Source organism: Lysinibacter sp. HNR (assembly GCF_029760935.1).
In the GTDB taxonomy this organism is placed as follows: Bacteria; Actinomycetota; Actinomycetes; order Actinomycetales; family Microbacteriaceae; genus HNR.
On record NZ_CP121684.1, the window covers coordinates 2,146,116 to 2,169,729 of the forward strand.

Below are 23,614 nucleotides of genomic sequence, written 5' to 3' on the forward strand. Positions count from 1 at the left end.
TGGCTTCTTTCTTTTCCTCGGCCACTAGTCGACCTCCTCAACCTTGACCAGGTGAGCAACAGTCTTGACGTAGCCACGGTTCACCGGGTTGTCTTCGCGGACGACCGTCTGGCCGATCTTGCGAAGCCCCAGGCTACGAAGCGTGTCTCGTTGATTCTGACGCTCACTGATTTTGGACTTAATCTGCGTGATTTTTAGGCTCTTAGCCATTGTTAGGCACCTGCCTTTGCCGCTGCGGCTTCAGCCGCAGCTTCTGCCTCTGCACGCACAAGACGCTGCGGCGCAACCTGATCAAACTCAAGGCCGCGACGCGCCGCAACCGCGCGCGGCTCTTCGAGCTGCTTCAACGCTGTTACAGTGGCGTGCACGATATTGATGGTGTTGGACGATCCCAGCGACTTGCTGAGTACGTCGTGGATACCGGCGCACTCGAGCACGGCGCGGACGGGTCCACCGGCGATAACACCGGTACCTGCAGCAGCGGGCCTGAGGAGAACTACTCCGGCCGCGGTCTCACCCTGAACGGGATGCGGAATGGTCTTGCGAACGCGGGGAACGCGGAAGAAGTTTTTCTTTGCCTCTTCGACGCCCTTCGAAATGGCGAGGGGTACCTCTTTTGCCTTTCCGTACCCAACGCCAACCATACCGTTTCCGTCACCCACTACCACGAGGGCAGTAAAGCTGAAACGACGTCCACCCTTGACCACCTTGGATACGCGGTTAATCGTGACAACACGCTCCAGGAATTGGTTCTTGTCGCTATTGTCGCGGCTACCGCGGTCTCCGCGATTAGGGTTGCGTTCCCGACTTCCACGACGAGCCTCACGAGGCTCATTACGGTTGTCCGCTGCGGCTTCCTGAGCGGCTGCCGTCTCGGTAGCCGAGACATCGCTGGCCGTAGCTGCGGTGGGCTCGGTGGTTGCTGCTTCTGCAGACACCTCTTGCTCCTTCTTATCGTTGCTCACAGGCTCAATCCTGCCTCTCGAGCGCCGTCGGCAACAGCAGCAACGCGTCCCGCGTACTGGCTACCACCACGGTCAAATACAACGGCCTCAATACCGGCCAACTTTGCGCGCTCAGCAACCAACTCGCCAACCCTACGTGACTTTGCGGTCTTGTCACCGTCAAACGCACGAAGATCGGCTTCCATAGTTGATGCTGAAGCCAGGGTGTGTCCCTGTGAATCGTCTATTACCTGCACAAACACGTGACGTGCCGAGCGAGTAACAACCAGGCGGGGACGTACAGCTGTGCCCTGGATCTTCTTGCGAAGACGGACATGGCGGCGGGTACGTGCCGCGCTGCGGCTCTTGCCTCTCTTGATTGTGGCCATGGTTACTTACCAGCCTTTCCAGCCTTGCGGCGAACAACTTCACCCGCGTACCGTATGCCCTTACCCTTGTAGGGTTCCGGCTTACGAATCTTGCGGATGTTTGCGGCTGCTTCACCAACAGCCTGCTTATCAATTCCGCGCACGGTGAGCTTGTTGCTGCCTTCTATTTCAAAAGTAATTCCGGCTGGCGGCTCAACAACAACGGGGTGCGAGAAGCCCAGGGCAAATTCAGCGCCCGAGCCCTTTGCCTGAACACGGTAACCGGTACCCACAACCTCAAGGGCTTTAGAGTACCCTTCGGTGACACCAACAATTTGGTTCTGGATCAGGGTGCGGGTGAGTCCGTGCAGAGAACGTGAGTTGCGCTCGTCGTTCGGGCGGGTTACAAGAACCTGTCCCTCTTCGATTGCAACCGCGATGGGCTCTGAAACGGTGAGCTTTAACTCGCCCTTCGGCCCCTTAACGGCAACATCCTGGCCATCGATCTTCACGTCGACACCGGCGGGGATGCTAATAGGAAGTCTTCCAATACGTGACATGGGTGTCTACCATACGTAGGCGAGAACTTCCCCGCCTACACCCTTCTTCTCGGCCTCGCGGTCTGTCAGAAGACCGGAGGAGGTGGACAGAATTGCGACACCAAGACCACCAAGAACGGTGGGAATCTCCGTCGACTTTGCGTAAACACGCAAACCGGGCTTTGAAACGCGCTTGATGCCTACGATTGAGCGCTCACGGTTGGGACCATATTTAAGCGACAGGGTGAGGTTAGTCCCCACACGGGCGTCCTCAACCTTCCAATCTGCAATGTATCCCTCTTTTTTAAGGATTTCTGCGATGTGTGACTTCAGCTTACTGCCGGGCAGCGTCACCTCATCATGGTACGCCGAGTTGGCGTTGCGCAGTCTGGTCAGCAAGTCTGCGACCGGATCTGTCATTGTCATGTGTTACTACTTTCTCGTCTGGTTTCCTCAGCCGTTACACGACATGGGGACCTGTGATGGTTGATACATATTCACTTATGGTTGATCGGGTGACTCTCGCTAGGCAAAAAGTCACCCGATCAACTTTACTTGATCTCCAACACTTTTCTCGAAACGTTCTCAGAAATGAAGGAAATCAAATTCTTTAGCCCTCGGCTTTAAAGGGGAATCCCAGCGCACGAAGCAGGGCGCGGCCCTCGTCGTCCGTCTTGGCGGTGGTCACAACCGTGATATCAAAGCCCCGAACCCGATCAATCTTGTCCTGATCAATTTCGTGGAAGACGCTCTGCTCGGTCAGACCAAACGTGTAGTTACCGTTACCGTCAAATTGCCGCGAGCTGAGTCCTCGAAAATCGCGAATACGGGGAAGGGCGAGTGTGAGCAGGCGATCGAGAAATTCCCAGGCGCGGTCGCCTCGAAGGGTTACGTGGGCACCAATCGCCTGTCCCTCGCGCAGCTTAAACTGCGCGACAGACTTGCGAGCCTTTGTGACCATGGGCTTCTGACCCGTGATGTTAGTGAGATCCGCGATTGCACCGTCAATAACTTTGCCGTCGCGAGCCGCCTCACCCACACCCGTGTTAACAACAATTTTCACAAGTCCGGGAACCTGATGAACGTTGGTGTAACCCAGTTCGGAGGTGAGCTGTGGAATAATCTCGTTCTTGTACTTCTGCTTCAGACGCGGCTGGGGCCGTGCATCCAACACAGCGCCAGTCGCAGCAGCCTCGGTCGTTGCCATTAGATGTCCTTACCTGACTTCTTTGCGTAGCGAACACGAACCGTCTTCTTGACGCCGTCTTTCTCTACTTCTTCAACGCGGAACCCCACGCGTGTGGGCTTCTTTGTCTGGGGATCAATGAGAGCAACGTTTGACACGTGGATGGGAGCCTCGTGGGTTTCAATGCCACCCTCTTTGGACCCGCGGTTGCTCTGGCTGACGCGCACGTGCTTCTTGACGTAGTTAACGCCCTCGACAATAACGCGGTTTTTGTCGGTGAGAACCTCGAGCACACGTCCCTGCTTACCGCGATAACCACCGCGATCCTGCTTGGGACCCGAGATAACCTCTACCAGATCGCCTTTTTTGATTTTAGCCATGATTAAATTACCTCCGGCGCCAGGGAGACGATCTTCATGAACTTCTTGTCACGAAGTTCACGGCCAACCGGCCCAAAGATACGGGTACCGCGGGGGTCCCCGTCTGTCTTCAGAATAACGGCGGCGTTCTCGTCGAACCTAATGTAGGAGCCGTCTGGGCGACGGGTTCCCTTCTTCGTACGAACGATGACGGCCTTAACGATGTCACCCTTCTTAATGTTTCCACCGGGTATGGCGTCCTTCACGGTTGCCACAATGGTGTCACCCAATCCTGCGTAACGACGACCCGAGCCGCCGAGAACGCGGATGGTAAGCAGCTCCTTGGCACCGGTGTTATCGGCAACCTTGACTCTGGATTCCTGTTGAATCACTTCTTACTCCTTCTTAAGCAGGCCTCGCGGCTTACTTAGCCTTCTCGAGAATCTCGACCAGGCGCCAGCGCTTAGTGGCGCTTAGGGGGCGGGTCTCGTTGATGAGCACGAGGTCACCAATACCGGCACTGTTGTTTTCGTCGTGTGCCTTCACCTTGGAGGTTCGGCGAATAACCTTGCCGTAGAGGGGGTGCTTTACGCGGTCCTCAACCTCCACCACAATGGTCTTGTCCATCTTGTCACTCGTGACAAGACCACGACGAGCCTTACGATAACCACGCTCAGTCTTGTCGCGAACGTCGCTTGCGGCCGATGCGTGGCCGTCGGTCTTATCTTCGACCTTTGCCATGACTAGGCCTCCTTCGTTTCTGAAGCGTCAGCGGCGGCATCAGCTTTCTTGGTCTTCTTCGTGGCGGTCTTCTTATCAGACGGCGAGACTAGGGGGGCGGGAGTTGCCCGAATGCCCAGCTCGCGCTCGCGAATGATCGTATAAATACGAGCAATGTCGCGTTTTACCTGACGAACTCGTCCATGGCTCTCCAGTTGGCCGGTGGCCGACTGGAAACGCAGGTTGAACAGTTCTGCCTTTGCCTTGCGAAGCTCTTCGACGAGGCGTTCATCCTCAAATGTGTCGAGCTCGGCGGGAGTCAATTCTTTTGATCCGATAGCCATTACGCGTCGCCCTCCTCTCGCTTGATAATGCGGGCCTTAAGCGGAAGCTTGTGAATTGCGCGGGTGAGCGCCTCACGAGCAAGCTCTTCATTTACACCGGCGACCTCAAAGAGAACACGACCCGGCTTGACATTTGCAACCCACCACTCCGGCGAACCCTTACCCGAACCCATACGGGTTTCGGCGGGTTTTTTGGTGAGGGGACGGTCGGGGTAAATGTTAATCCAGACCTTTCCACCACGCTTGATGTGACGCGTCATGGCAATACGAGCTGCCTCGATCTGACGGTTGGTCACGTAGGCGGGGGTGAGCGCCTGAATACCAAATTCACCGAAGCTCACCGTGGTGCCACCCTTTGCCTGGCCGCTACGACCCGGGTGGTGTTGCTTGCGGTACTTGACTCGACGTGGAATCAGCATGCTTTACTTCTCCGCTCCTGCTACAGCTGGTGCCTCTGTCTGCGCGTTGTTGTTACGCGGCGCACGACGGCGGTCACCACGCTCGGGGCGAGACGACTTTTGAGCCGCCTGCTCACGAGCAAGTTCTTTATTGGTGATGTCACCCTTGTAGATCCAGACTTTGACACCGATACGACCAAAAGTGGTCTTTGCCTCGTAGAAGCCGTAGTCAATGTTTGCACGAAGGGTGTGCAGCGGCACACGTCCCTCGCGGTAGAACTCTGAACGGCTCATCTCGGCACCGCCCAGACGACCGGACACCTGGATACGAACACCCTTGGCACCGGCGCGCTGCGCACCCTGCAGACCCTTGCGCATCGCGCGACGGAAGGCCACACGGGCGGTGAGCTGCTCGGCAATGCCCTGTGCTACCAGTTGAGCCTCAGCCTCGGGGTTTTTAACCTCGAGGATGTTGAGCTGAATCTGCTTGCCCGTGAGCTTTTCGAGGTCTGCACGGATACGCTCCGCTTCAGCACCACGACGACCGATAACGATACCGGGGCGGGCGGTATGGATGTCCACACGCACGCGATCCCGAGTGCGCTCAATCTCAATGCGAGCAACACCCGCACGGTCAAGAGTCTTGGCGAGCAGCTGACGGATCTTGATGTCCTCTGCAAGATAGTCTGCGTAACGCTGACCCGGCTTGGTGCTGTCGGAGAACCAACGCGATACATGATCGGTGGTGATTCCCAGACGGAAGCCGTAGGGGTTTACTTTCTGGCCCATATTATTTGGCTCCCTTCTTCCCGTCCGTGACCTCATCCGGTGTCGAAAGGACAACCGTGATGTGGCTGGTGCGCTTGTTAATGCGGAATGCGCGTCCCTGTGCTCGCGGGCGGAAACGCTTAAGGGTGGTACCCTCATCAACGTATGCCTTTGAGATGAATAGATCCTGCTCATCCAGGAACGTATTTGTCGCGTCTGCCTTCACCCTGGCGTTGGCAATTGCCGAGGTGACCAGTTTGAATACCGGCTCGCTCGCACCCTGGGGGGCGAACTTGAGGATAGCAAGAGCCTCCTCAGCCTGCTTGCCGCGGATCAGGTTAACGACGCGGCGAGCCTTCATGGGGGTTACGCGGATGTGACGAACGCGTGCGATCGACTCAACCATTCTTTCTCCTCCTTCACGTCGCCGCTTAGCGGCGACGGCCCTTCTTGTCGTCCTTCACGTGTCCACGGAAGGTGCGGGTGGGAGCAAACTCTCCGAGCTTGTGCCCAACCATGGTTTCGGTAATAAACACGGGAATGTGCTTACGTCCATCGTGTACCGCGATGGTGTGTCCCAGCATTGCCGGGATGATCATGGAACGGCGCGACCAGGTTTTGATCACATTTTTTGTATTGGCCTCGTTCTGGGCAACAACCTTACTGAGCAGGTGGTTGTCAACGAAGGGGCCCTTCTTAAGACTGCGTGGCATCTTCTAAAACTCCTACTAGCGCTTCTTGCCGACGGTGCGACGACGAACGATGAGCTTGTCACTCTCTTTGTTGGGACGGCGTGTGCGGCCTTCCTTCTGACCCCAGGGGCTGACGGGGTGACGACCACCGGACGTCTTACCCTCTCCACCACCGTGGGGGTGATCAACAGGGTTCATGGCAACACCACGAACGGTGGGACGAACGCCCTTCCAGCGCATACGTCCGGCCTTACCCCAGTTGATGTTGGACTGCTCAGCGTTGCCAACCTCGCCGACCGTGGCCCGGCAGCGAGCGTCTACGTTGCGGATTTCTCCCGAGGGCAGGCGAAGCTGCGCGTAGGGACCGTCCTTAGCAACAAGACGCACCGAGGTTCCCGCGCTACGTGCCAGCTTGGCTCCCCCGCCCGGCTTCAGCTCGATGGCGTGAATAACGGTACCCGTGGGGATGTTACGCAGCGGGAGGTTGTTACCCGGCTTGATATCGGCTCCGGCACCCGACTCAACGATGTCGCCCTGCGACAGCTTGTTGGGGGCGATGATGTAGCGCTTGGTCCCGTCCACGTAGTGGAGCAGGGCGATACGTGCCGTGCGGTTGGGGTCGTATTCAATGTGGGCGACCTTAGCGTTTACACCGTCTTTGTCGTGACGACGGAAGTCGATCACGCGGTACTGACGCTTGTGTCCACCACCGATGTGACGGGTCGTGATGCGACCCGAGCTGTTACGACCACCGGTTTTAGGGAGCGGGCGGAGAAGCGACTTCTCCGGGGTCGAGCGCGTGATCTCAGCGAAGTCAGCAACACTCGAACCGCGACGACCGGGCGTCGTGGGCTTGTACTTACGAATAGCCATGTGTGTATTCCTCTTGACTTCCTGGCCTAGCTAACGACCGTGAAGATGTCGATGGAGCCAGACTTGAGCGTCACAATGGCACGCTTGGTGTCTTTGCGCTTGCCCACTCCAAATTTTGTGCGACGCGTCTTACCCTTGCGGTTCAGCGTGTTGATCGACGCTACCTTGACGTTAAAGACCTTTTCAATAGCAAGCTTGATCTCGGTCTTGTTGGAATCGGGGTGTACCTCAAAGGTGTACTGCCCGTTGGTGTCGATCAGCGAGTAGCTCTTCTCAGAGACAACCGGAGCGATGATGACGTCGTGTGGATTCTTGTTCAGGCTCATGCCGAAACCTCCTTCTTAGCACCGCTCGTCTTTGCCTCGACAAAGCCATCGAATGCCGCCTTGGTGAAGACGATGTCGTCGCTCACGATCACGTCGTACGCGTTGAGCTGATCCCAGCTGATCACGTGGAGGTCTTCGATGTTGCGAACACTCTTCTGTGTGAGGTCGTCGCTGCGGTCGAGCACCATGAGTACTCGGCGTCCGGGCGCGACCTGCGACAGCAGGGCAATAGCGGTTTTGGTTGACGGTACGTCTTCAATTCCCAGGGACTCAACAACGTGGATACGCTCGCCGCGTGCGCGGTCTGACAGCGATCCGCGGAGGGCCGCGGCAATCATTTTCTTGGGTGTCCGCTGCGAGTAGTCGCGAGGCGTCGGCCCGTGAACAATTCCACCGCCCGTCATCTGAGGGGCACGGATTGAGCCCTGACGGGCACGGCCGGTTCCCTTCTGCTTAAACGGCTTGCGACCCGCACCGGATACCTCACCACGACCCTTGGTCTTGTGGGTTCCCTGGCGAGCTGCCGCACGCTGAGCGGTAACAACCTGGTGGATAAGCGGAACGTTGGTCTCAACGTCAAAAATAGAAGCGGGCAACTCTACCGTGCCGGTCTTCTTTCCCTGCGCGTTGATGAGATCAATCGTGGTTGCGTTAGCCATGAACTACGCCCCCTTCACAGCGTTGCGAACGAATACAAGACGGCCACGAGCACCGGGAACGGCGCCCTTGACCAGAATGACGTTCTTCTCGGTATCAATGGAGTGAACCGTGAGGTTCTGAACCGTCACTCGGTCTCCACCCATGCGACCCGCCATGCGCTGTCCTTTAAAGACACGACCGGGGGTTGCTGAAGCACCGATAGAACCGGGCTTACGGTGGTTGCGATGTGCACCGTGTGATGCACTCACACCCTTGAAGTTGTGACGCTTCATTGTTCCGGCAAAGCCTTTGCCCTTGCTCGTGCCCACAACGTCAACCAGCTGACCCGCCTCGAAGGTGGTGTCGATGGTGAGTTCCTGACCGGCCGAGTAGTCGGATGCGTCCGGAGTACGGATTTCGGTGAGGTGGCGACGCGGCGTAACACCGGCCTTGTCGAAGTGGCCCTGAGCGGGTTTGTTCACCTTGCGGGGGTCAATTTGACCGGCGGCAATCTGAACCGCACTGTATCCGTCAATTTCGGGAGTGCGAACCTGGGTTACCACGTTCGGAGTGATTTCGATAACGGTCACGGGTACGAGTTTGTTGTTCTCGTCCCACACCTGGGTCATGCCAAGCTTGGTGCCCAGCAGACCCTTGTAGGTCTTTGCAGCAGTAGACATGATTCCCCTAGAGCTTGATCTCGATGTTAACATCGGCGGGCAGGTCAAGACGCATCAGTGAATCGACAGCCTTGGGTGTCGGATCCACGATATCGATGAGACGCTTGTGAGTGCGCTTTTCAAAGTGCTCGCGACTGTCTTTGTACTTGTGAGGGGAACGGATAACTGCGATCACGTTCTTTTCTGTGGGAAGCGGCACCGGACCGATGACGGTGGCACCCGCGCGGGTTACCGTGTCAACAATCTTGCGTGCCGAGGTGTCGAGACCGGCGTGGTCATACGACTTAAGTCGAATGCGGATCTTCTGTCCCGCCATGTGTGACTCTCTCTTTCTGGTTGCGTCGTATGGTTTTCACCACATTGGACGACTTGCGGACTATAACGTGGAACACTCTCATGTCACACCGCTGTTCTTATATCAAGACTCACGCTCTCACCTCACAACGGCACAGGAGTATGTTCGTTGAGCGAGATGGGATTATGAGCAGTGTTCTGCTACCCGCGGCCTAGCTGTTCTTTTGAGTAGTCTCAATCAAGCTATGCACTGCCTGGCAGTGATTCGCGAGCACGAGGCATCACGAAATACTGAACTACGTAATTCTGCCATAGAAATAGATCATTATGCAACCCGGGCGTGTCGCTTCTTAAGCCAGTCCCGCTCAAAGCCCGCCAAGCAACAGACGGGGGATCTGTACCCGGTTACGCTCCGGAGACTCACAGAGGGGTTCACGCGGGAACCTATCCACAGTTGTACACAGGAACGATGTACACATAGGCACCCCCGTGACGTGGATATTAGCGTAGGTTACACAGCTCCAACTGGTCTCTCGTTTCGTTTGTTCTTGAGAAAGGCTAACCGCCGTGTATGGCACAGAAGATGCGCTCCTCAAACAGGCTGCTTTTCTCAATCAGCAGATGGCTCAGGCCCGGGATCTACACGACCAGTTAGAGAGGTTTCTAACACACACAACGTGGAATGCTTCATCCGCAACGGCCTTTTGCACACGCGCCCGTTCGCTTAACACGCTGCTCTTGGCCCTGGTTGGTCGGTGTGAAGAGGCCCTACACAGCCTCAATCGACACGTATCCGAGGTGAAACGTGTCAAAGGCCTTATATCGGCAGCGGAGGCACACGTTCAACAGCGCGTGGCTGCAGCCCGCGCTCTCGTAGAACGAGCTCAGCGAGCTATCAGAGACCTTCCCGCAGATCAGGTTTCTCTCGGCGACAGGTTGCTCATTTTCCCAACTGCTGAGACTCATAACCTAGCAACAGTATCGGTGCTTGAGTTTGAGGGCAAGCGGGTGACAACCGATAGCTTTTTACAAGCTACCCGCATTGCCTCGTTGCGGCAGCCCCAACCCGGTTCCCTTGAGTGGCTTGAATTGAAACAGCTGTTTGACTCACGGGGATGGTAGGGCTGCTATCGAGGCAGGGCCACCTGAATCAGGCTGCTCTGACCGCTTTCTACCAGATACCCTCGTCCCGGCGGAAAATCTGAGCGTTTTATCCTGTTGGTCTGAATTCGCAGTGGGTTGGGGGCGTCATCCTCGTCTGGCTGCAAGAAAACCCCATTACGAACACTCTTTAGTTGAGCGTGAACACCCCACGATTGAGAGACGGTATTGGGATCACACATAATCACGGTGTGGGCACCGGAGCTTCGGGCAACCTTAAGTAGCTGAGACACGGCCCCGTCGGCGGGCGTTCCCTCAAGCTCTGCAACGTCATCAATGACGATAAATATCTGACTACTGTTCTGCAGGTTCTCAGAGACACTGTTTTTGCCGGACACCCGTTCTCTTTTTTCGCCGGGCCTCTGCTCACTATTGTCACCAGATGCCCACGTGTTGTTCTCGGATCCCTGCGCGTTACTCTCGGACTGGCGGGGAGGCTGCAGCGCAGAGCCAAAAATAGTGTCCCCCTCGTACAGACCAACACCTGCACCGTGAGCGGCAGGCCCTCCGCTAAGCCTCGTAACCAGCTTATGGGCAAGGTTTTCCACGCCGTTGATGCTCCTACATTCTTCTGTCCAGGGTAAGTTATGCAGGCGAGTTGACCGAGTGGAGAGCAGAAAGGTATTTGCCTGTGGATTTTTCACGCACCGATTGAGATATATGGTCTCAATCGCTGTGCTTCGCCCTGACCCCTGCTGCCCCATCACTGTAAAAAGTCCCGTATCGGAGATGCTCGCGGGCTGAAGAGTGAGGTCATCTAGACCAACCACCAAACGCCCGTCGTGTGTGGTGGGCAACTCGGTACGGACAACAGAAGTGGGAAGCGTCATAATCTCCGGAACCGGGGTCACGCCCCGAGCCACAAGCCTCTCCCCTAATTCTTCAATACGAGTGGATTGCGCAAGAAGAGACTCCGTACCGCCGTATATAGCAAGCTGCACCTCGTGCATCTCCGAGCCTTCACTCCTTTTACGCACGAGGGCCCGCCCCTGGGACATTCCCTTGGGAGCACCGAGAGTTCTTTTGACCGCACCGCTATCACTGTCAACACCGGCCCGGAGAATAATCTGCTGTTGAATATTTGCGTTCAGCGCCCTGTCGATGTCTTCAAGACGATCCAGGGTAAAGAAACAGTGAATACCCACCTGACGTCCCTCTGCCAAGAGGGCAGCAAAAGAACGGTAGGGATTATCGCCAGCCACAAGTTCATAACGCTGACGCATCGCACCCAGGCCATCAATCAGCAACACTATTCTGTGTTCGTGTTCCTCCTCCGAATGAGAACGATACTCTGTGAGAGTACCCGCCCGCAGCCGAGAGTATCTGTGCTGTCTTTGCCGAAGTTGCGCTATTAACTCCCGGAATAAGCGTCGGAGCCGGGCATCATCCCTGCCCGGTATAACGGAGCCGACCGTGGGAAGGGTGGTGAGCGAATCGAGCGCACCTCCTTCATAATCAAGAATATAAATATCCGTTGGGTCGTCACGAACCGTCCGCGTAATCGCAATTGCCATGGTACGTAACGCTGTGCTCTTGCCACTACCCCCGCCACCCACGATCGCAACACCACCAACAGTGTCCAAATCTATACTGTAGGGATTTTGCCGCTGGCGCTGCGGTTCGTCGGCCATTCCGATCACGATCCCGCGCTCCGGGATGCTGGGCAGCCTCTCCAAAGCCACCATACTCGGGAGCGGCTCTAGCCACGGCCTGCGCGGTGGCGTAAGCGAGGCCTTCGTGTAGGCACACAGAATATTCTCTAAGAGCTTCTCAATATCGCGCTGCGCACTAACCCGCTCCAGGGCGCCGCCGGGGCTGGAGGGTTTTAACGAGGTTTTCCATGCCTTTGTCGCCCCAAACCCAAGGTTTTCTATGCGTATTGCTGGGCGAGTTGATGCCCGACCCGAGCGGGAGCCGAGGTATCCGGTTTGGAAATGAATGAGCTGCCCCGGGCCAATCCTCACCGCTCCACGTCCTGGAGTATCGAGATTAAAAAGAGCGGCGTCTTCCGTTCCGACGATATCAGCACTATCCGCCCGATCCGCAACGCGTAAAGCAATACGAAGGTTTGTGTTTGCCCGCAGACTGTCGGAAATCACATCGGCGGGACGCTGCGTTGCCATCACCAAGTGTACCCCCAATGATCGCCCGCGCTGAGCAACATCAACAATCCCACTAATAAACTCAGGCATTTCAGCGACAAGAGCGGCTAGCTCATCGATAACTATCATCAGAATCGGCGGGGTCATCACATCACCTCGCGTTTCCAGAGCAGCCAGGTCTTTAGCGCCCCTGCTGTTAAGCAGCCGTTCCCTGTGTACTAGCTCGGCCCGCAACGACGTGAGCGCCCTACGCACTAGGTGTTGATTCAGGTCGGTAACAAGACCAACCGTGTGCGGAAGCTTAACACACTCCGCGAAGGCCGCCCCACCCTTGTAATCAATAAGCAAAAAAGTGAGCCGATCGGGGCTGTGATGAGCGGCCAGGCTCATGATCCAGGTTTGTAAAAACTCAGACTTACCCGAGCCCGTGGTTCCACCTACGAGGGCGTGGGGCCCGTGCGCCCGGAGATCGAGGCTTATCGGTCCCTCGGCTGCTAAACCTACAACCGCCGTTAACGCCTGCGCAGCGCGCTCTTCTCCCGGCACCCAGCGTGATACCAAGCTGTCGCTCGCAAGCCAAGACATCATCACGTGGGAGGAACCGGCAAGAACATCGTGTTCAACCAGGTCACGATAGTTGACGGCATTGGGAAGATCACTCTCATCAAGCAGTTGACTCCCCACATCGCTCACGGAGGACAAACGGATCGCGGTCAAGCTTGCCTCAAGAACCTCCACCGTATCAACTCGTTCTAACGCAACAACCTCGCCCGTGCGAACATACCCCACATGCCCACCCTGCTCTTCAATATGAACATAGGTTCGACACTGTGCGGGTAGTTGTTCTAAGCGTTCCGCCACCCAGATAAAGTAAATGCCAAAGTCTGCTCCAGCGTCTATAAGCGCCGTTAGACGCCCCAGCTCGAGAGATTTTGCGGCTTCTCCTACCCCCTGAGAGAAAAGAACGAGCACAACGACCACCGGTGTGGCGGGTAACTCTGAGACGGAATCCTCACGAAAATGCGCAGCCCCAATACTCGCGTTGAGGTGAGAACGAACCGTTCTTGGGGTTCCCGAATGCGTCCGACGTGTCTCCAGAAGCTCTTCAAGATCAGCCAATAACTGCTGCGCGGATTGAACGTCATTGCTCGGGTGAAACTCACCCCGCCGGGGCTCCCCCTCTTCAGGGGCGACACAAGACGTATTGTCTAATCGGATGTTTTTGCTGCGAGTATTACGCAACGGACTGTATGGAGAATCGACGTGCGGAAGCCACGATAACCACTCCCAATCAACCGCGGCTCTCCTTCCGCTTAGTCCGTTTAAGCAGGTGATGACCATATCGGCGGGCGAGTGTAACCCTGCGAGCTGGAGCACAATGGATCGAGCACACCCCCACGAGCGCAGACCCTCACCCGCAACCCCCAGCGCTCCACACACACTGAGCCGTTCAACAACTGGAACCGTTGCAATCCGGGAGTATTTATCGACTATCCGCTCAATCTCTGACCAGTGCTCAGGCTCAACTAGCTCACCGTTACGCTTTGGTGGCTGAACCCTCATGCGGCTTGGTTGCATACCCAGACCCAACCTCACTTCACAAAACGCTCTGTGCTCAGGCCGTCGAGTCCATAACAATTGGTTCCGTTTGACAACGGCGGTCATCACCTCGCTGCTCGATTGTGTCTCGGTACTTCTTATCTGAGCTTCTTGAGCTCGGAGTTGTTCTAATCGCTGCTCAACACGATCGATCGCTTCGTAAAATTGCTGAGCCTGCGCTCGGTTCTTACGCCTCAGGATAACTCGCGTGTCAATGTAACTGCCCACCAGGAAAAGCGGCGAAAGAATCACAAATAGAAGGCTCATCGGATTGCCCGTTGCAAGGTACAGCGTCACACCCATGATGAGCGGCACGATTAGTGCAATAAAGGAAAACTTTGAGGGTTCGGGTAGTTGCGGCGGATGCGGAAGGTGGATCTCGCCCCTCTCGAACCTGGGCTCGATGCGCGGTGATCGCATGTGCCCACCGTCCTGCAGCACAGACGAGTAGACGGGGGTAGCAGCATCATAGTGTGGCATCACAAAAATTGTGACCCGGGTGCTACCCAAAAGAATCCGATGCTGTCCTTGAAGTGGAGCACTGCTAGCTATCTTGTGGTTATCAACGATGACCCCGTTAGCAGACTGGTGATCAACGATAGTAACCGTATCGGTGATCATGACGGTGGCATGACGACGAGAAACGCTAGAATCGTGAAGATAAATTCGAGCCTGGGGATCTCGTCCAATGGTGTTTTCTCCCCGCACAAGAGAAAAGGTGATGCCGCTCTGGATCCCGTTTTCTACGGTTAGCGTGGCAACAATCGGGTCGACCCTAATATCGTTAGCCAGTTTCTGATTGTCAGGCTGGGGCTGGACCCAACAGCCAGAACGCAGACCGCTCCGCCCTATGGGTGCGCCGGGATCTAGCACATAGGTGTTATTATCCCCGGGATATCTCACCCGAAGAGCTAGGGGAGCCAGCTGAGCGATTGCCTGGCGCGCGTTCACATAGGACTCTGGACTGTTTTGAACAAGGCACACCGCAACATCGCTAATTGTATTGGTGACGCTTGCGCTGAGAAGAACGTTCTGTGCCCGAAGCCGCGGATGTTCAACCCTCATCTTGATTCTCACGCCGCTGCCCTCCATCCTGATCCACTCGTTTCTGGTAAACCTCAGCGTTTTACAATCATCACCCGTCAGTGTTTGTTCCCACCATAGGGAACAAACAGTTGGGGATAAGAGACGCTATAGGAACGTATCTGGAGGAGAATGCACGGCAGGAGAGGCACAGGGCATAGGATTACTTCATGCCACATATCGTTCTCACCATCGCAGGCTCTGAGGCCACCGGAGGCGCCGGAGCTCAGGCCGATCTCAAAACCTTCCAGGCCCGCAATGTTTTTGGCATTGCCGCCCTCACCTGCATCGTCTCTTTCGACCCGAAAGACAACTGGAACCACCGCTTTGTTCCCATTGAACCCGAGGTTATCGCGGATCAGCTTGAGGCCGCGCTAACGGCGTACGGCCCCGACCAGCTCAACACCGTCAAAATTGGCATGCTCGGTTCCCCCGCCACCATCGCGGTCGTGTCCGATGTTCTCAGCACCCGTAATTTTAACCGTGTTGTTCTCGACCCCGTGTTGATCTGTAAAGGGCAGGAGCCGGGGCACGCACTTGATACCGACCGGGCTCTCAAGCAACAGATTCTCCCCCTCGCATCTTTTGTCACCCCCAACCATTTCGAAGCCATCCAGTTATCCGGCATGAAGGATATCAACTCGGTCTCAGACCTCACCGAGGCGGCACAGCGCATCCACGATAGCAGCGGCTCAACCGTACTGGCCAAGGGGGGCGTTCGTCTCGCGGGTTCCGAAGCGGTTGATGTTTTTTATGACGGAACAACTCTGGAAATTCTCACCGCCCCCAAGGTAGGCGAGGTCGCGGTAAGCGGCGCCGGCTGCTCACTCGCCGCAGCCTTCGCAGCGGAAATCGCAAAGGGCGTGACCCCTCTCGAGGCCGCCCACAGTGCCAAAGAGTTTGTCCACAAGAGCATCACCCATCGCGTATCCTCTCACGCCCCCTTCGACGCCGTCTGGCAGGGAAACTAGTCCGAAAAACTATGCTCGGGGGGCGTGCATCCCCCTAAACAGCCAACGGCTTCTCATCGTGGGCCTCTCCACCGCGCACAGGAACTAATCCGCTATAAGCCGCAGACCAGTCGACCTGAAGCTCACTGATCACACCGTATCGATGCCCAAAGAACACCTTCGGGTGGCGGATAATTCGGGGGCCACGGAAAGTACCGGTTTCCCAGGGAAGCGCACCCCAGGGAACCGGAGAGTGTGTAAGCAACGCCTGCCGCATCGTATCGCTTCCGTAAAAATGAGCACCCGTGTACAGAGCGGTAATGATCGCACTCTGGTCAAGCTGACCGAGCATACCGTTTAGCAGCAACACATAGCGGCACGCAGCATCCGCAATCGTCGTTTCAGAAGAAGAACCCGCAAGTGGAATTTCGATCTCGGCAATACTGTCGCGGTCAAATCGTCCCTCCGCCCAATCCGAATGCAACGCCCTCTGATGCTCTATCTCGGCTGCGTTCAGGCTAATCTGCGCGATAAAGCACACCGAGGCACCAAGAACTCCCTCATGCGCATTATCCGCACCGGAGTCAACCGGTTTGTGTTGGGCGTTTGAGGCAAAAACTGCAACCGGAGAGACCTGGTTGGGATCCAGGGTAAACCCAAACTCCTCTCGGACCTCTCGAAGAACAGAGTTTAACGGTGATGGTGACCCAAAGATATCCCCATCACCTTTCTCACCGTGCCTTGAGTGCTCGAAGGTGTGCTCAGCGGTAACCGACAGCGTGTCATCAACAAGTGCGGAGGGGTTTGTGCGTTTTGCCAGCAAAAGATGAACCCCACGTTCTGTGTGCGAGACAAACGACACACAGGTATTAAGCTGCGTCAGAGGGCGCTCCTCAGGACAGACAAAAGCGTTAGCCCCGTCCACTTCAAAAACTGACGCGCTTGCGGCCGCTGAGAGATCAGAACCAAGATTGCGGGAACGATAACGCGGATGCTGCTCGCTCAATACCGTACATGATTCATGAGTTTCCAACTCGACAACCAATTTTCCCGTTACCTCGTCCACCATCTGACGTGCAGCTTTGAGACTAAAGATTCGTCCATCGTGGTCTCCCGGTTCGATTCCGCTACTCACCACCTCACGCTGCACGTTCAGTCGGCTCACATCATATCCACGGTGTCTGACATCAAAACGGGAGGGTGCTCGCAAGAGTTCCGCATGCCTATTTGTTCTTCCCCGCAGGGCGGGCAGGGTGTGCTCATCCGCTGGGGGATGCGGTAGTTCTGGGCCATCCCACGCATCACGGTGGTTAACAAAAACGCGTGTGAGCGCACCCAGACGGCTAGCCATCCCGTCCACCAAAACGTTTGCACCCACAAACAGAGAAACAGTATCCGCAAAAACTCGCTGTGAGGCCTCTATAGGAACCGGGATTTTTGCAATGTAGTCACGATCGAGATAGTCACTGACTAGGCGCAACTCATGTCTTACCGCGTCAACATTGTCAGCCCACAAAACGCGGGCTACGGCGCTCTGCCTCTCGGGTGCAATAGCAAGTTGAAGAAGCAGGTGAAGCTGTCCGAGGAGATCATCATATTGTGTACGATCTTTATCCTTAATCAGCCAGGAGACCAGGTCCGCAGGGGTCAGTTCCTCCCCCTTGAGCTTTGGCAACAGGTAACGAAAAACCAGAGTTGTTTGTAATGCTTTAATCGTTTTCTTATCGGAGGTCGGAATACTTCTGTGGAGTACCTTCCGTGCCCGACGAACGGCAGCAAAGAGAAAGAAACGCTCAACCCCGGATATCTTCACACCAATCGCCGCAACGAGAATAATCGCGACGGGGGCAAGAACGGCAATCAGTGAATCAAGAAACCCCAGAAGGGTGAGGAAGTCATCCATGTTGCACTCTCCAATAAGCAAGCCCTACAAGCATCCTATTGTTGATTCCCCGGGAACAAAACTCCGCCTATTAAAAGCAAACCGACCCCGGGTAAATACCCGAGGTCGGTTTGTAAGCAGTAAAATCTACTACTTGATAATCTTTGTTACGGTTCCGGCACCAACGGTACGGCCACCCTCACGGATAGCAAAACCGAGGCCCTCTTCCATAGCGATTGGCTGAATGAGCTCAACCGTCATGTCGGTGGTGTCACCGGGCATAACCATCTCTGTTCCCTCGGGGAGAGTGATCACACCGGTTACGTCCGTTGTACGGAAGTAGAACTGGGGACGGTACTTGGTGAAGAAGGGGTTGTGACGACCGCCCTCTTCCTTGTTCAAGATGTAGGCGGTTCCCTCAAAGTCGGTGTGAGGGGTAACCGAACCGGGCTGCACGATAACCTGACCACGCTCTACTTCTTCGCGCTTGGTACCGCGAAGAAGAAGACCACAGTTCTCACCGGCCCAGGCCTCGTCAAGCTGCTTGTGGAACATTTCGATTCCGGTCACAGTTGTCTTCTGGGTGGGACGGATTCCAACGATCTCAACCTCAGAGTTGATCTTCAAGGTTCCACGCTCTGCACGACCGGTTACAACGGTTCCACGACCGGTGATCGTGAAGACGTCCTCAACGGGCATCAGGAACGGCTTGTCCTTGTCGCGCACGGGGTCTGGAACGTTCTCGTCTACAGCCTCCATGAGCTCGAGAACAGAGTTAACCCACTTCTCGTCGCCCTCAAGAGCCTTCAGACCCGAAACACGGACAACGGGAGCGTCATCGCCGGGGAAGCCCTGGCTGGAGAGAAGCTCACGAACCTCAAGCTCAACGAGCTCCAGGATCTCTTCGTCATCGACCATGTCGGACTTGTTGAGTGCAACCAGCAGGTAGGGAACACCAACCTGGCGGGCAAGCAGAACGTGCTCGCGAGTCTGAGCCATGGGGCCATCGGTGGCGGCAACCACGAGGATTGCGCCGTCCATCTGGGCGGCACCGGTGATCATGTTCTTGATGTAGTCGGCGTGACCGGGAGCGTCTACGTGTGCGTAGTGACGCTTCGGGGTCTCGTACTCTACGTGCGAGATGTTAATAGTGATACCACGCTGACGCTCCTCGGGAGCGGAGTCGATGGTAGCGAAGTCACGCTGCACGTTGGTGTCTGACGGGTACTTGTCAGCAAGCACCTTTGAGATGGCCGCAGTAAGAGTTGTCTTACCGTGGTCAACGTGACCGATCGTTCCGATGTTTACGTGCGGCTTAGTCCGCTCGAACTTGGCCTTCGCCACTGTGGTCCTCCTCAGGACTTTCGTGTAAACACCCGGGCCGACAAGTGCCGACCCGGACGCTTACGGGGTTTATGTGTTTATGTTACTTGGTTAGCCGAAATTTTTCGACCGGCCTCGGTGCGAAACTATTCGCCCTTAGTTTTCTGAACGATTTCGTCAGCCACGGCCTTGGGAACCTCAGCATAAGAATCGAACACCATCGAGAACACTGCGCGACCCGAGGTCTTCGACCGTAGATCACCAATGTAACCGAACATTTCTGAAAGCGGAACCAGGGCGCGAACGACCTTAACCCCGCTCACATCCTCCATCGACTGGATCTGCCCACGACGCGAGTTCAGATCGCCAATGACGTCACCCATGTATTCTTCAGGGGTACGGACTTCAACGGCCATCATAGGCTCCATCAGAACAGCCTTCACCTGCTTGAGCCGAAGAGCATCACGCGTACCCACCGAACCGGCAATTTTAAAGGCCATTTCGGACGAGTCGACATCGTGGTACTGGCCATCAAGCAGAGTGACCTTGACTCCCACAACGGGGAACCCGGCAACGGGTCCGGAGTGCATGGCATCCTGGGCACCGGCGTCAACCGAGGGAATGTATTCACGAGGAATACGTCCACCAGTCACCTTGCTTTCAAACTCGTAGATCTTGTCGCTATCGGCCTCAAGCGGGCTGAGCGAGATCTGGATTTTAGCAAATTGACCAGAACCACCCGTCTGCTTCTTGTGGGTGTACTCGAACTTGTCTACCGTGCCACGGATGGTCTCGCGGTAAGCAACCTGAGGCTTTCCAACGTTGGCCTCAACGTTGAACTCGCGACGCATACGGTCGACCAGGATGTCGAGGTGAAGTTCACCCATACCCGCAATAACGGTCTGACCTGTTTCTGCGTTCTGTTCGGTACGGAACGTGGGGTCTTCCTCTGCAAGCTTCTGGATTGCGGTTCCCAGCTTCTCCTGATCGGCCTTGGTCTTTGGTTCGATTGCCACCTCGATAACTGGCTCGGGGAAGGTCATCGATTCCAAAACCACCGGCTCGTTCGGATCTGAAAGGGTGTCACCCGTGGTGGTGTCCTTCAGCCCGATCACGGCGTAAATATTTCCAGCAGTGAGAGAATCAACCGGGTTCTCTTTGTTGGCGTGCATCTGGAAGATCTTTCCAATGCGCTCCTTCTTACCCTTGGTGGAGTTAACTACCTGGGTTCCGCTGTCGAGGCTTCCCGAGTAAACGCGAACATAGGTAAGACGCCCAAAGAAGGGGTGAACGGCAACCTTAAAAGCAAGAGCCGAGAAGGGGTCATTAGCATCTGCACGACGGAGAATAATCTTCTCTTCGTCACGCGGATCGTGTGCTTCGATCGCAGGAACGTCAAGAGGCGAGGGCAGATAGTCAACAACCGCGTCAAGCATCGGCTGAACACCACGGTTCTTAAAGGCAGAGCCACAGAGAACCGGGTAAATCTGGCTGCTCACGGTGAGCTTACGGATGGCAGCCTTGATCTCGGCAACCGTGATCTCCTCGCCACCAAAGTATTTTTCCATGAGCGCGTCGTCGGTCTCGGCAACGGTCTCGAGAAGCGCGGTACGGTATTCCTGGGCCTTATCGGCCAGGTCTGCCGGAATTTCCTCGACGGTGTAGTTAGCGCCAAGGGTCACATCACCCTTTGCGTCTCCACGCCAGGTGAGCGCGCGCATCTCTACGAGGTCAACAACCCCTTCAAAGCCAGACTCCTGACCGATCGGAAGCTGCAGAACAAGAGGCTTAGCGCCCAAACGGCTGACAATGGTGCTTACGGTGTAGTAGAAGTCAGCGCCCAGTTTGTCCATTTTATTGACAAAGCAGATACGGGGTACATCGTACTTGTCAGCCTGACGCCATACCGTTTCTGATTGAGGCTCAACACCCTCTTTACCGTCAAAAACGGCAACTGCACCGTCGAGGATACGAAGCGAACGCTCCACCTCAACTGTAAAATCAACGTGTCCCGGGGTGTCAATGATGTTGATTTGGTTTTTGTTCCAAAAACAGGTGACCGCGGCGCTGGTAATGGTGATACCGCGCTCTTTTTCCTGCTCCATCCAGTCGGTGGTTGAGGCACCATCGTGTGTCTCACCCAGTTTGTGGTTCACGCCCGTGTAGAACAGGATGCGCTCAGTTGTTGTGGTTTTTCCGGCATCAATATGGGCCATGATGCCGATGTTACGGACCTTGTTCAGGTCGGTGAGCACGTCCTGTGCCACGGGTTCCTCCGAAAATTTTGGGATGTTTGGGTGAATGTTACTGGGGCAGCTTTTAAAAACGCTACCCCAGCGTTTTTGTTCTGGCCACAGTATCGCACGCGAACCTGGCCAGAACGTGCAGCTTTACCAGCGGTAGTGAGCAAACGCCCTGTTTGACTCGGCCATCTTATGTGTGTCTTCACGACGCTTTACTGCGGCACCAAGACCGTTAGAGGCATCAAGAATCTCGTTGGTGAGACGCTCGGTCATGGTCTTCTCACGACGAGCCTTTGCGTAGCTGGTGAGCCAGCGCAGAGCCAAAGTATTAGCTCGATGCGGCTTAACCTCAACGGGCACCTGATAGGTCGAACCACCAACACGACGTGAACGAACCTCAAGCGTAGGACGGACGTTATCAAGAGCCTTCTTCAGGGTGACAACGGCATCTCCACCGTTTTTAGCGGCAACGCCCTCAAGAGCATCGTAAACGATACGCTCAGCCAGGCCTTTTTTGCCGTCTTTAAGAATTTTGTTCACAAGCTGGCTCACAACGGGAGAACCGTATACCGGATCGGCAACCGTGGGGCGCTTAGGAGCTGGTCCCTTACGAGGCATTACTTCTTCTCCTTCTTCGCTCCGTAGCGGCTACGCGCCTGCTGACGGTCTTTCACTGACTGCGTATCAAGAGCGCCACGAACAATCTTGTAGCGAACACCGGGAAGATCTTTTACACGACCTCCACGCACAAGAACCATCGAGTGCTCCTGCAGGTTGTGGCCCTCACCAGGGATGTAAGCGGTAACCTCGGTACCGTTTGAAAGCTTGACACGAGCGACCTTACGCATTGCCGAGTTGGGCTTCTTGGGTGTGGTGGTGTACACACGGGTACACACCCCGCGCTGCTGCGGGTTTGCCTTCAGGGCCGGTGCCTTGGTCTTCGAGACCTTAGGCTTACGCCCCTTCCGGACCAACTGCTGAATAGTTGGCACTTCTTCTCCTTATATAAATGCTGCACGGTGACAGCTCTGCACTAAGCGGTTTGCATTCGCCACACTCGAGAGTGCTTAATCAATAAAGATTTTGGCGAGTTCATCTGGATCCATCGATACCGCAGAATTGCGGCATCTGAGATGATGGATATGCCGTGGGGGTCCCGCCTCGTAGAGACCAAGACCCTGAGGATTTCGACGCCAGCTCCCACACCATACCCCTGAGGGTGCAGCACAAAAGCGAACAAAGAGCACCAAGCGAAAATTCTACCCTGTATTTGGCACTTGACGCAAGAACAAAGAGCACCCAGAGGCTTTAGGGAGACTCGAGAGAGTGCGAAAGCTCGCTCAGCACCGCCCGAACCTGAGGTTCAACGCAGGTGGTAATCGCGTGTTTTATACGGGGAGCGTGTTCCCGCAGGGCCTCGCACACCCTCTGGCCTGTGATCCGGGCACACTCATCGGCAAGCGCCACCTCAGAGCGGAGTACAGCCTTCTGCTCATCAGAGAGGGGCGCAGGTGGTGGAGAAGAACGCTCCGGCCGCTTCTCCGCCAGGCTCTCCAGGGTAAAAAGAAAGGACTGTCCTGGATCAGGAATCGGGTCAAGCTCAATACCCTCATACTCGGGGTCGAGTCCCTCGTGTGGGTGATATCCGTTTGAAGGGGGCGCCGGGGAGTCACTCGCGATTTCCCGCCACAGGTTGGGGAGGCTCGCCTCGGTAAACTCTTCAACGGAGCGATCAATGATCTTCTGCATCCGGCTCACCAGGGCGTGACGAACCTGATGAGGAACATCCTGATCGAGCCCCGCGGCCCGCGCTATGGGGGAGTTAAAACACCGGCGACAGATTCGCGCCCGGGTACGGTAGCTTCCGATCTTCCACCCGGGAACCCAACGAGTCCACAGCTCCACCTCGGTGGTTACTCGTGTGGGAAGATCTGGGTCAGCCATACTCACTACGGTACCCAAGACAAGCCGGTCAGCCAAGCCAAAATCCCCCGCGTGGCACCCTGCGGTATGTCTCCTTCCCCTGTGATCGGCAAGGGAGTAGGCGCCCAGCTGATCACATGCCGCCCTCAATCCACGCTGATAACCCCGGGAATTGCTAAAGTGACCCCAAAGAAACACCCGTTGCGATTCGAGGAGAA

28 protein-coding genes are annotated in these 23,614 nt (G+C 55.9%); 2 read left to right on the forward strand and 26 right to left on the reverse strand.

Going from position 1 to position 23,614, the window contains the following annotated elements; translation table 11 throughout:
- Positions 1 to 24 precede the first annotated feature (24 nt).
- The 19 genes from rpmD to rpsJ form a co-directional block, all read right to left on the reverse strand.
- Positions 25 to 210, reverse strand: a complete 186-nt coding sequence (rpmD, locus tag FrondiHNR_RS09740; protein WP_279352577.1) for a 50S ribosomal protein L30 — start codon at positions 208 to 210, stop codon at positions 25 to 27.
- 2 nt (positions 211 to 212) lie between these two features.
- Positions 213 to 965, reverse strand: a complete 753-nt coding sequence (gene rpsE, locus FrondiHNR_RS09745; protein WP_279352578.1) for a 30S ribosomal protein S5 — start codon at positions 963 to 965, stop codon at positions 213 to 215.
- The gene (gene rplR, locus FrondiHNR_RS09750) at positions 962 to 1,333 is read right to left on the reverse strand and encodes a 50S ribosomal protein L18 (protein ID WP_279352579.1); all 372 of its coding nucleotides are present in this window, start codon (positions 1,331 to 1,333) and stop codon (positions 962 to 964) included. The genes rpsE and rplR overlap by 4 nt, the downstream gene beginning before the upstream one ends.
- 2 nt (positions 1,334 to 1,335) lie before the next feature.
- A complete protein-coding gene (rplF, locus tag FrondiHNR_RS09755; protein ID WP_279352580.1) occupies positions 1,336 to 1,872 on the reverse strand; it encodes a 50S ribosomal protein L6 in 537 nt (178 codons plus the stop codon).
- A gap of 6 nt (positions 1,873 to 1,878) precedes the next feature.
- Complete coding sequence (gene rpsH / locus FrondiHNR_RS09760; protein WP_279352581.1) at positions 1,879 to 2,277, reverse strand: 30S ribosomal protein S8; 399 nt, start codon at positions 2,275 to 2,277, stop codon at positions 1,879 to 1,881.
- Between the two features lie 184 nt (positions 2,278 to 2,461).
- Positions 2,462 to 3,058 carry a 50S ribosomal protein L5 gene (gene rplE, locus FrondiHNR_RS09765; RefSeq protein WP_279352582.1) on the reverse strand — a complete coding sequence of 199 codons (597 nt, stop codon included), beginning with the start codon at positions 3,056 to 3,058 and terminating at the stop codon, positions 2,462 to 2,464.
- Positions 3,058 to 3,417 (reverse strand): 50S ribosomal protein L24, encoded by a 360-nt coding sequence (gene rplX, locus FrondiHNR_RS09770; protein ID WP_279352583.1) that lies wholly within the window; start codon positions 3,415 to 3,417, stop codon positions 3,058 to 3,060. The genes rplE and rplX overlap by 1 nt, the downstream gene beginning before the upstream one ends.
- A 2-nt stretch (positions 3,418 to 3,419) precedes the next feature.
- A complete protein-coding gene (gene rplN / locus FrondiHNR_RS09775; protein WP_279352584.1) occupies positions 3,420 to 3,788 on the reverse strand; it encodes a 50S ribosomal protein L14 in 369 nt (122 codons plus the stop codon).
- Between the two features lie 31 nt (positions 3,789 to 3,819).
- Positions 3,820 to 4,137: a 30S ribosomal protein S17 gene (rpsQ, locus tag FrondiHNR_RS09780; RefSeq protein ID WP_279352585.1), complete on the reverse strand. Its 318-nt coding sequence runs from the start codon at positions 4,135 to 4,137 to the stop codon at positions 3,820 to 3,822.
- 2 nt (positions 4,138 to 4,139) lie between these two features.
- Positions 4,140 to 4,460, reverse strand: a complete 321-nt coding sequence (gene rpmC, locus FrondiHNR_RS09785; RefSeq protein WP_279352586.1) for a 50S ribosomal protein L29 — start codon at positions 4,458 to 4,460, stop codon at positions 4,140 to 4,142.
- Entirely contained in the window at positions 4,460 to 4,879 is a 420-nt protein-coding gene (rplP, locus tag FrondiHNR_RS09790) for a 50S ribosomal protein L16 (protein ID WP_279352587.1), read from the reverse strand. The genes rpmC and rplP overlap by 1 nt, the downstream gene beginning before the upstream one ends.
- A gap of 3 nt (positions 4,880 to 4,882) precedes the next feature.
- Positions 4,883 to 5,647, reverse strand: a complete 765-nt coding sequence (gene rpsC, locus FrondiHNR_RS09795) for a 30S ribosomal protein S3 (protein ID WP_279352588.1) — start codon at positions 5,645 to 5,647, stop codon at positions 4,883 to 4,885.
- A 1-nt stretch (position 5,648) separates the two neighbouring features.
- Positions 5,649 to 6,032 (reverse strand): 50S ribosomal protein L22, encoded by a 384-nt coding sequence (gene rplV / locus FrondiHNR_RS09800; protein WP_279352589.1) that lies wholly within the window; start codon positions 6,030 to 6,032, stop codon positions 5,649 to 5,651.
- 25 nt (positions 6,033 to 6,057) lie between these two features.
- The gene (gene rpsS, locus FrondiHNR_RS09805; RefSeq protein WP_279352590.1) at positions 6,058 to 6,339 is read right to left on the reverse strand and encodes a 30S ribosomal protein S19; all 282 of its coding nucleotides are present in this window, start codon (positions 6,337 to 6,339) and stop codon (positions 6,058 to 6,060) included.
- 15 nt (positions 6,340 to 6,354) lie between these two features.
- On the reverse strand, positions 6,355 to 7,191 hold the full coding sequence (gene rplB, locus FrondiHNR_RS09810; RefSeq protein ID WP_279352591.1) for a 50S ribosomal protein L2: 837 nt from the start codon (positions 7,189 to 7,191) through the stop codon (positions 6,355 to 6,357).
- Between the two features lie 26 nt (positions 7,192 to 7,217).
- Positions 7,218 to 7,517: a 50S ribosomal protein L23 gene (gene rplW, locus FrondiHNR_RS09815; protein WP_279352592.1), complete on the reverse strand. Its 300-nt coding sequence runs from the start codon at positions 7,515 to 7,517 to the stop codon at positions 7,218 to 7,220.
- Positions 7,514 to 8,176, reverse strand: coding sequence for a 50S ribosomal protein L4 (rplD, locus tag FrondiHNR_RS09820; RefSeq protein ID WP_279352593.1), 663 nt, complete (start codon positions 8,174 to 8,176; stop codon positions 7,514 to 7,516). The genes rplW and rplD overlap by 4 nt, the downstream gene beginning before the upstream one ends.
- Positions 8,177 to 8,179: 3 nt before the next feature.
- A complete protein-coding gene (rplC, locus tag FrondiHNR_RS09825) occupies positions 8,180 to 8,836 on the reverse strand; it encodes a 50S ribosomal protein L3 (RefSeq protein WP_279352594.1) in 657 nt (218 codons plus the stop codon).
- Between the two features lie 7 nt (positions 8,837 to 8,843).
- The gene (gene rpsJ, locus FrondiHNR_RS09830) at positions 8,844 to 9,152 is read right to left on the reverse strand and encodes a 30S ribosomal protein S10 (protein ID WP_141915681.1); all 309 of its coding nucleotides are present in this window, start codon (positions 9,150 to 9,152) and stop codon (positions 8,844 to 8,846) included.
- Positions 9,153 to 9,697: 545 nt separating this feature from the next.
- Between rpsJ and FrondiHNR_RS09835 the strand changes: the two genes are divergently transcribed.
- Positions 9,698 to 10,252: a hypothetical protein gene (locus FrondiHNR_RS09835; protein ID WP_279352595.1), complete on the forward strand. Its 555-nt coding sequence runs from the start codon at positions 9,698 to 9,700 to the stop codon at positions 10,250 to 10,252.
- A 5-nt stretch (positions 10,253 to 10,257) separates the two neighbouring features.
- Here the strand turns inward: FrondiHNR_RS09835 and FrondiHNR_RS09840 are convergent, their stop codons facing one another.
- Positions 10,258 to 15,057 (reverse strand): FtsK/SpoIIIE domain-containing protein, encoded by a 4,800-nt coding sequence (locus FrondiHNR_RS09840; protein ID WP_279352596.1) that lies wholly within the window; start codon positions 15,055 to 15,057, stop codon positions 10,258 to 10,260.
- A gap of 188 nt (positions 15,058 to 15,245) precedes the next feature.
- Here FrondiHNR_RS09840 and FrondiHNR_RS09845 point away from each other — a divergent pair, with 188 nt between their 5' ends.
- Positions 15,246 to 16,046: a hydroxymethylpyrimidine/phosphomethylpyrimidine kinase gene (locus FrondiHNR_RS09845; RefSeq protein ID WP_279352597.1), complete on the forward strand. Its 801-nt coding sequence runs from the start codon at positions 15,246 to 15,248 to the stop codon at positions 16,044 to 16,046.
- Positions 16,047 to 16,080: 34 nt separating this feature from the next.
- Here the strand turns inward: FrondiHNR_RS09845 and FrondiHNR_RS09850 are convergent, their stop codons facing one another.
- The 6 genes from FrondiHNR_RS09850 to FrondiHNR_RS09875 form a co-directional block, all read right to left on the reverse strand.
- Positions 16,081 to 17,928, reverse strand: coding sequence for a hypothetical protein (locus FrondiHNR_RS09850; protein ID WP_279352598.1), 1,848 nt, complete (start codon positions 17,926 to 17,928; stop codon positions 16,081 to 16,083).
- A 129-nt stretch (positions 17,929 to 18,057) separates the two neighbouring features.
- Complete coding sequence (gene tuf / locus FrondiHNR_RS09855; protein ID WP_279352599.1) at positions 18,058 to 19,251, reverse strand: elongation factor Tu; 1,194 nt, start codon at positions 19,249 to 19,251, stop codon at positions 18,058 to 18,060.
- A 125-nt stretch (positions 19,252 to 19,376) separates the two neighbouring features.
- Positions 19,377 to 21,497 carry an elongation factor G gene (gene fusA, locus FrondiHNR_RS09860; protein ID WP_279352600.1) on the reverse strand — a complete coding sequence of 707 codons (2,121 nt, stop codon included), beginning with the start codon at positions 21,495 to 21,497 and terminating at the stop codon, positions 19,377 to 19,379.
- Positions 21,498 to 21,620: 123 nt separating this feature from the next.
- Positions 21,621 to 22,091, reverse strand: a complete 471-nt coding sequence (gene rpsG, locus FrondiHNR_RS09865; RefSeq protein ID WP_279352601.1) for a 30S ribosomal protein S7 — start codon at positions 22,089 to 22,091, stop codon at positions 21,621 to 21,623.
- On the reverse strand, positions 22,091 to 22,465 hold the full coding sequence (rpsL, locus tag FrondiHNR_RS09870) for a 30S ribosomal protein S12 (protein ID WP_279352602.1): 375 nt from the start codon (positions 22,463 to 22,465) through the stop codon (positions 22,091 to 22,093). Before rpsL ends, rpsG begins: the two co-directional genes overlap by 1 nt.
- A gap of 316 nt (positions 22,466 to 22,781) precedes the next feature.
- Positions 22,782 to 23,453, reverse strand: coding sequence for a spermidine/putrescine ABC transporter substrate-binding protein (locus FrondiHNR_RS09875; RefSeq protein ID WP_279352603.1), 672 nt, complete (start codon positions 23,451 to 23,453; stop codon positions 22,782 to 22,784).
- Between the last annotated feature and the right edge of the window lie 161 nt (positions 23,454 to 23,614).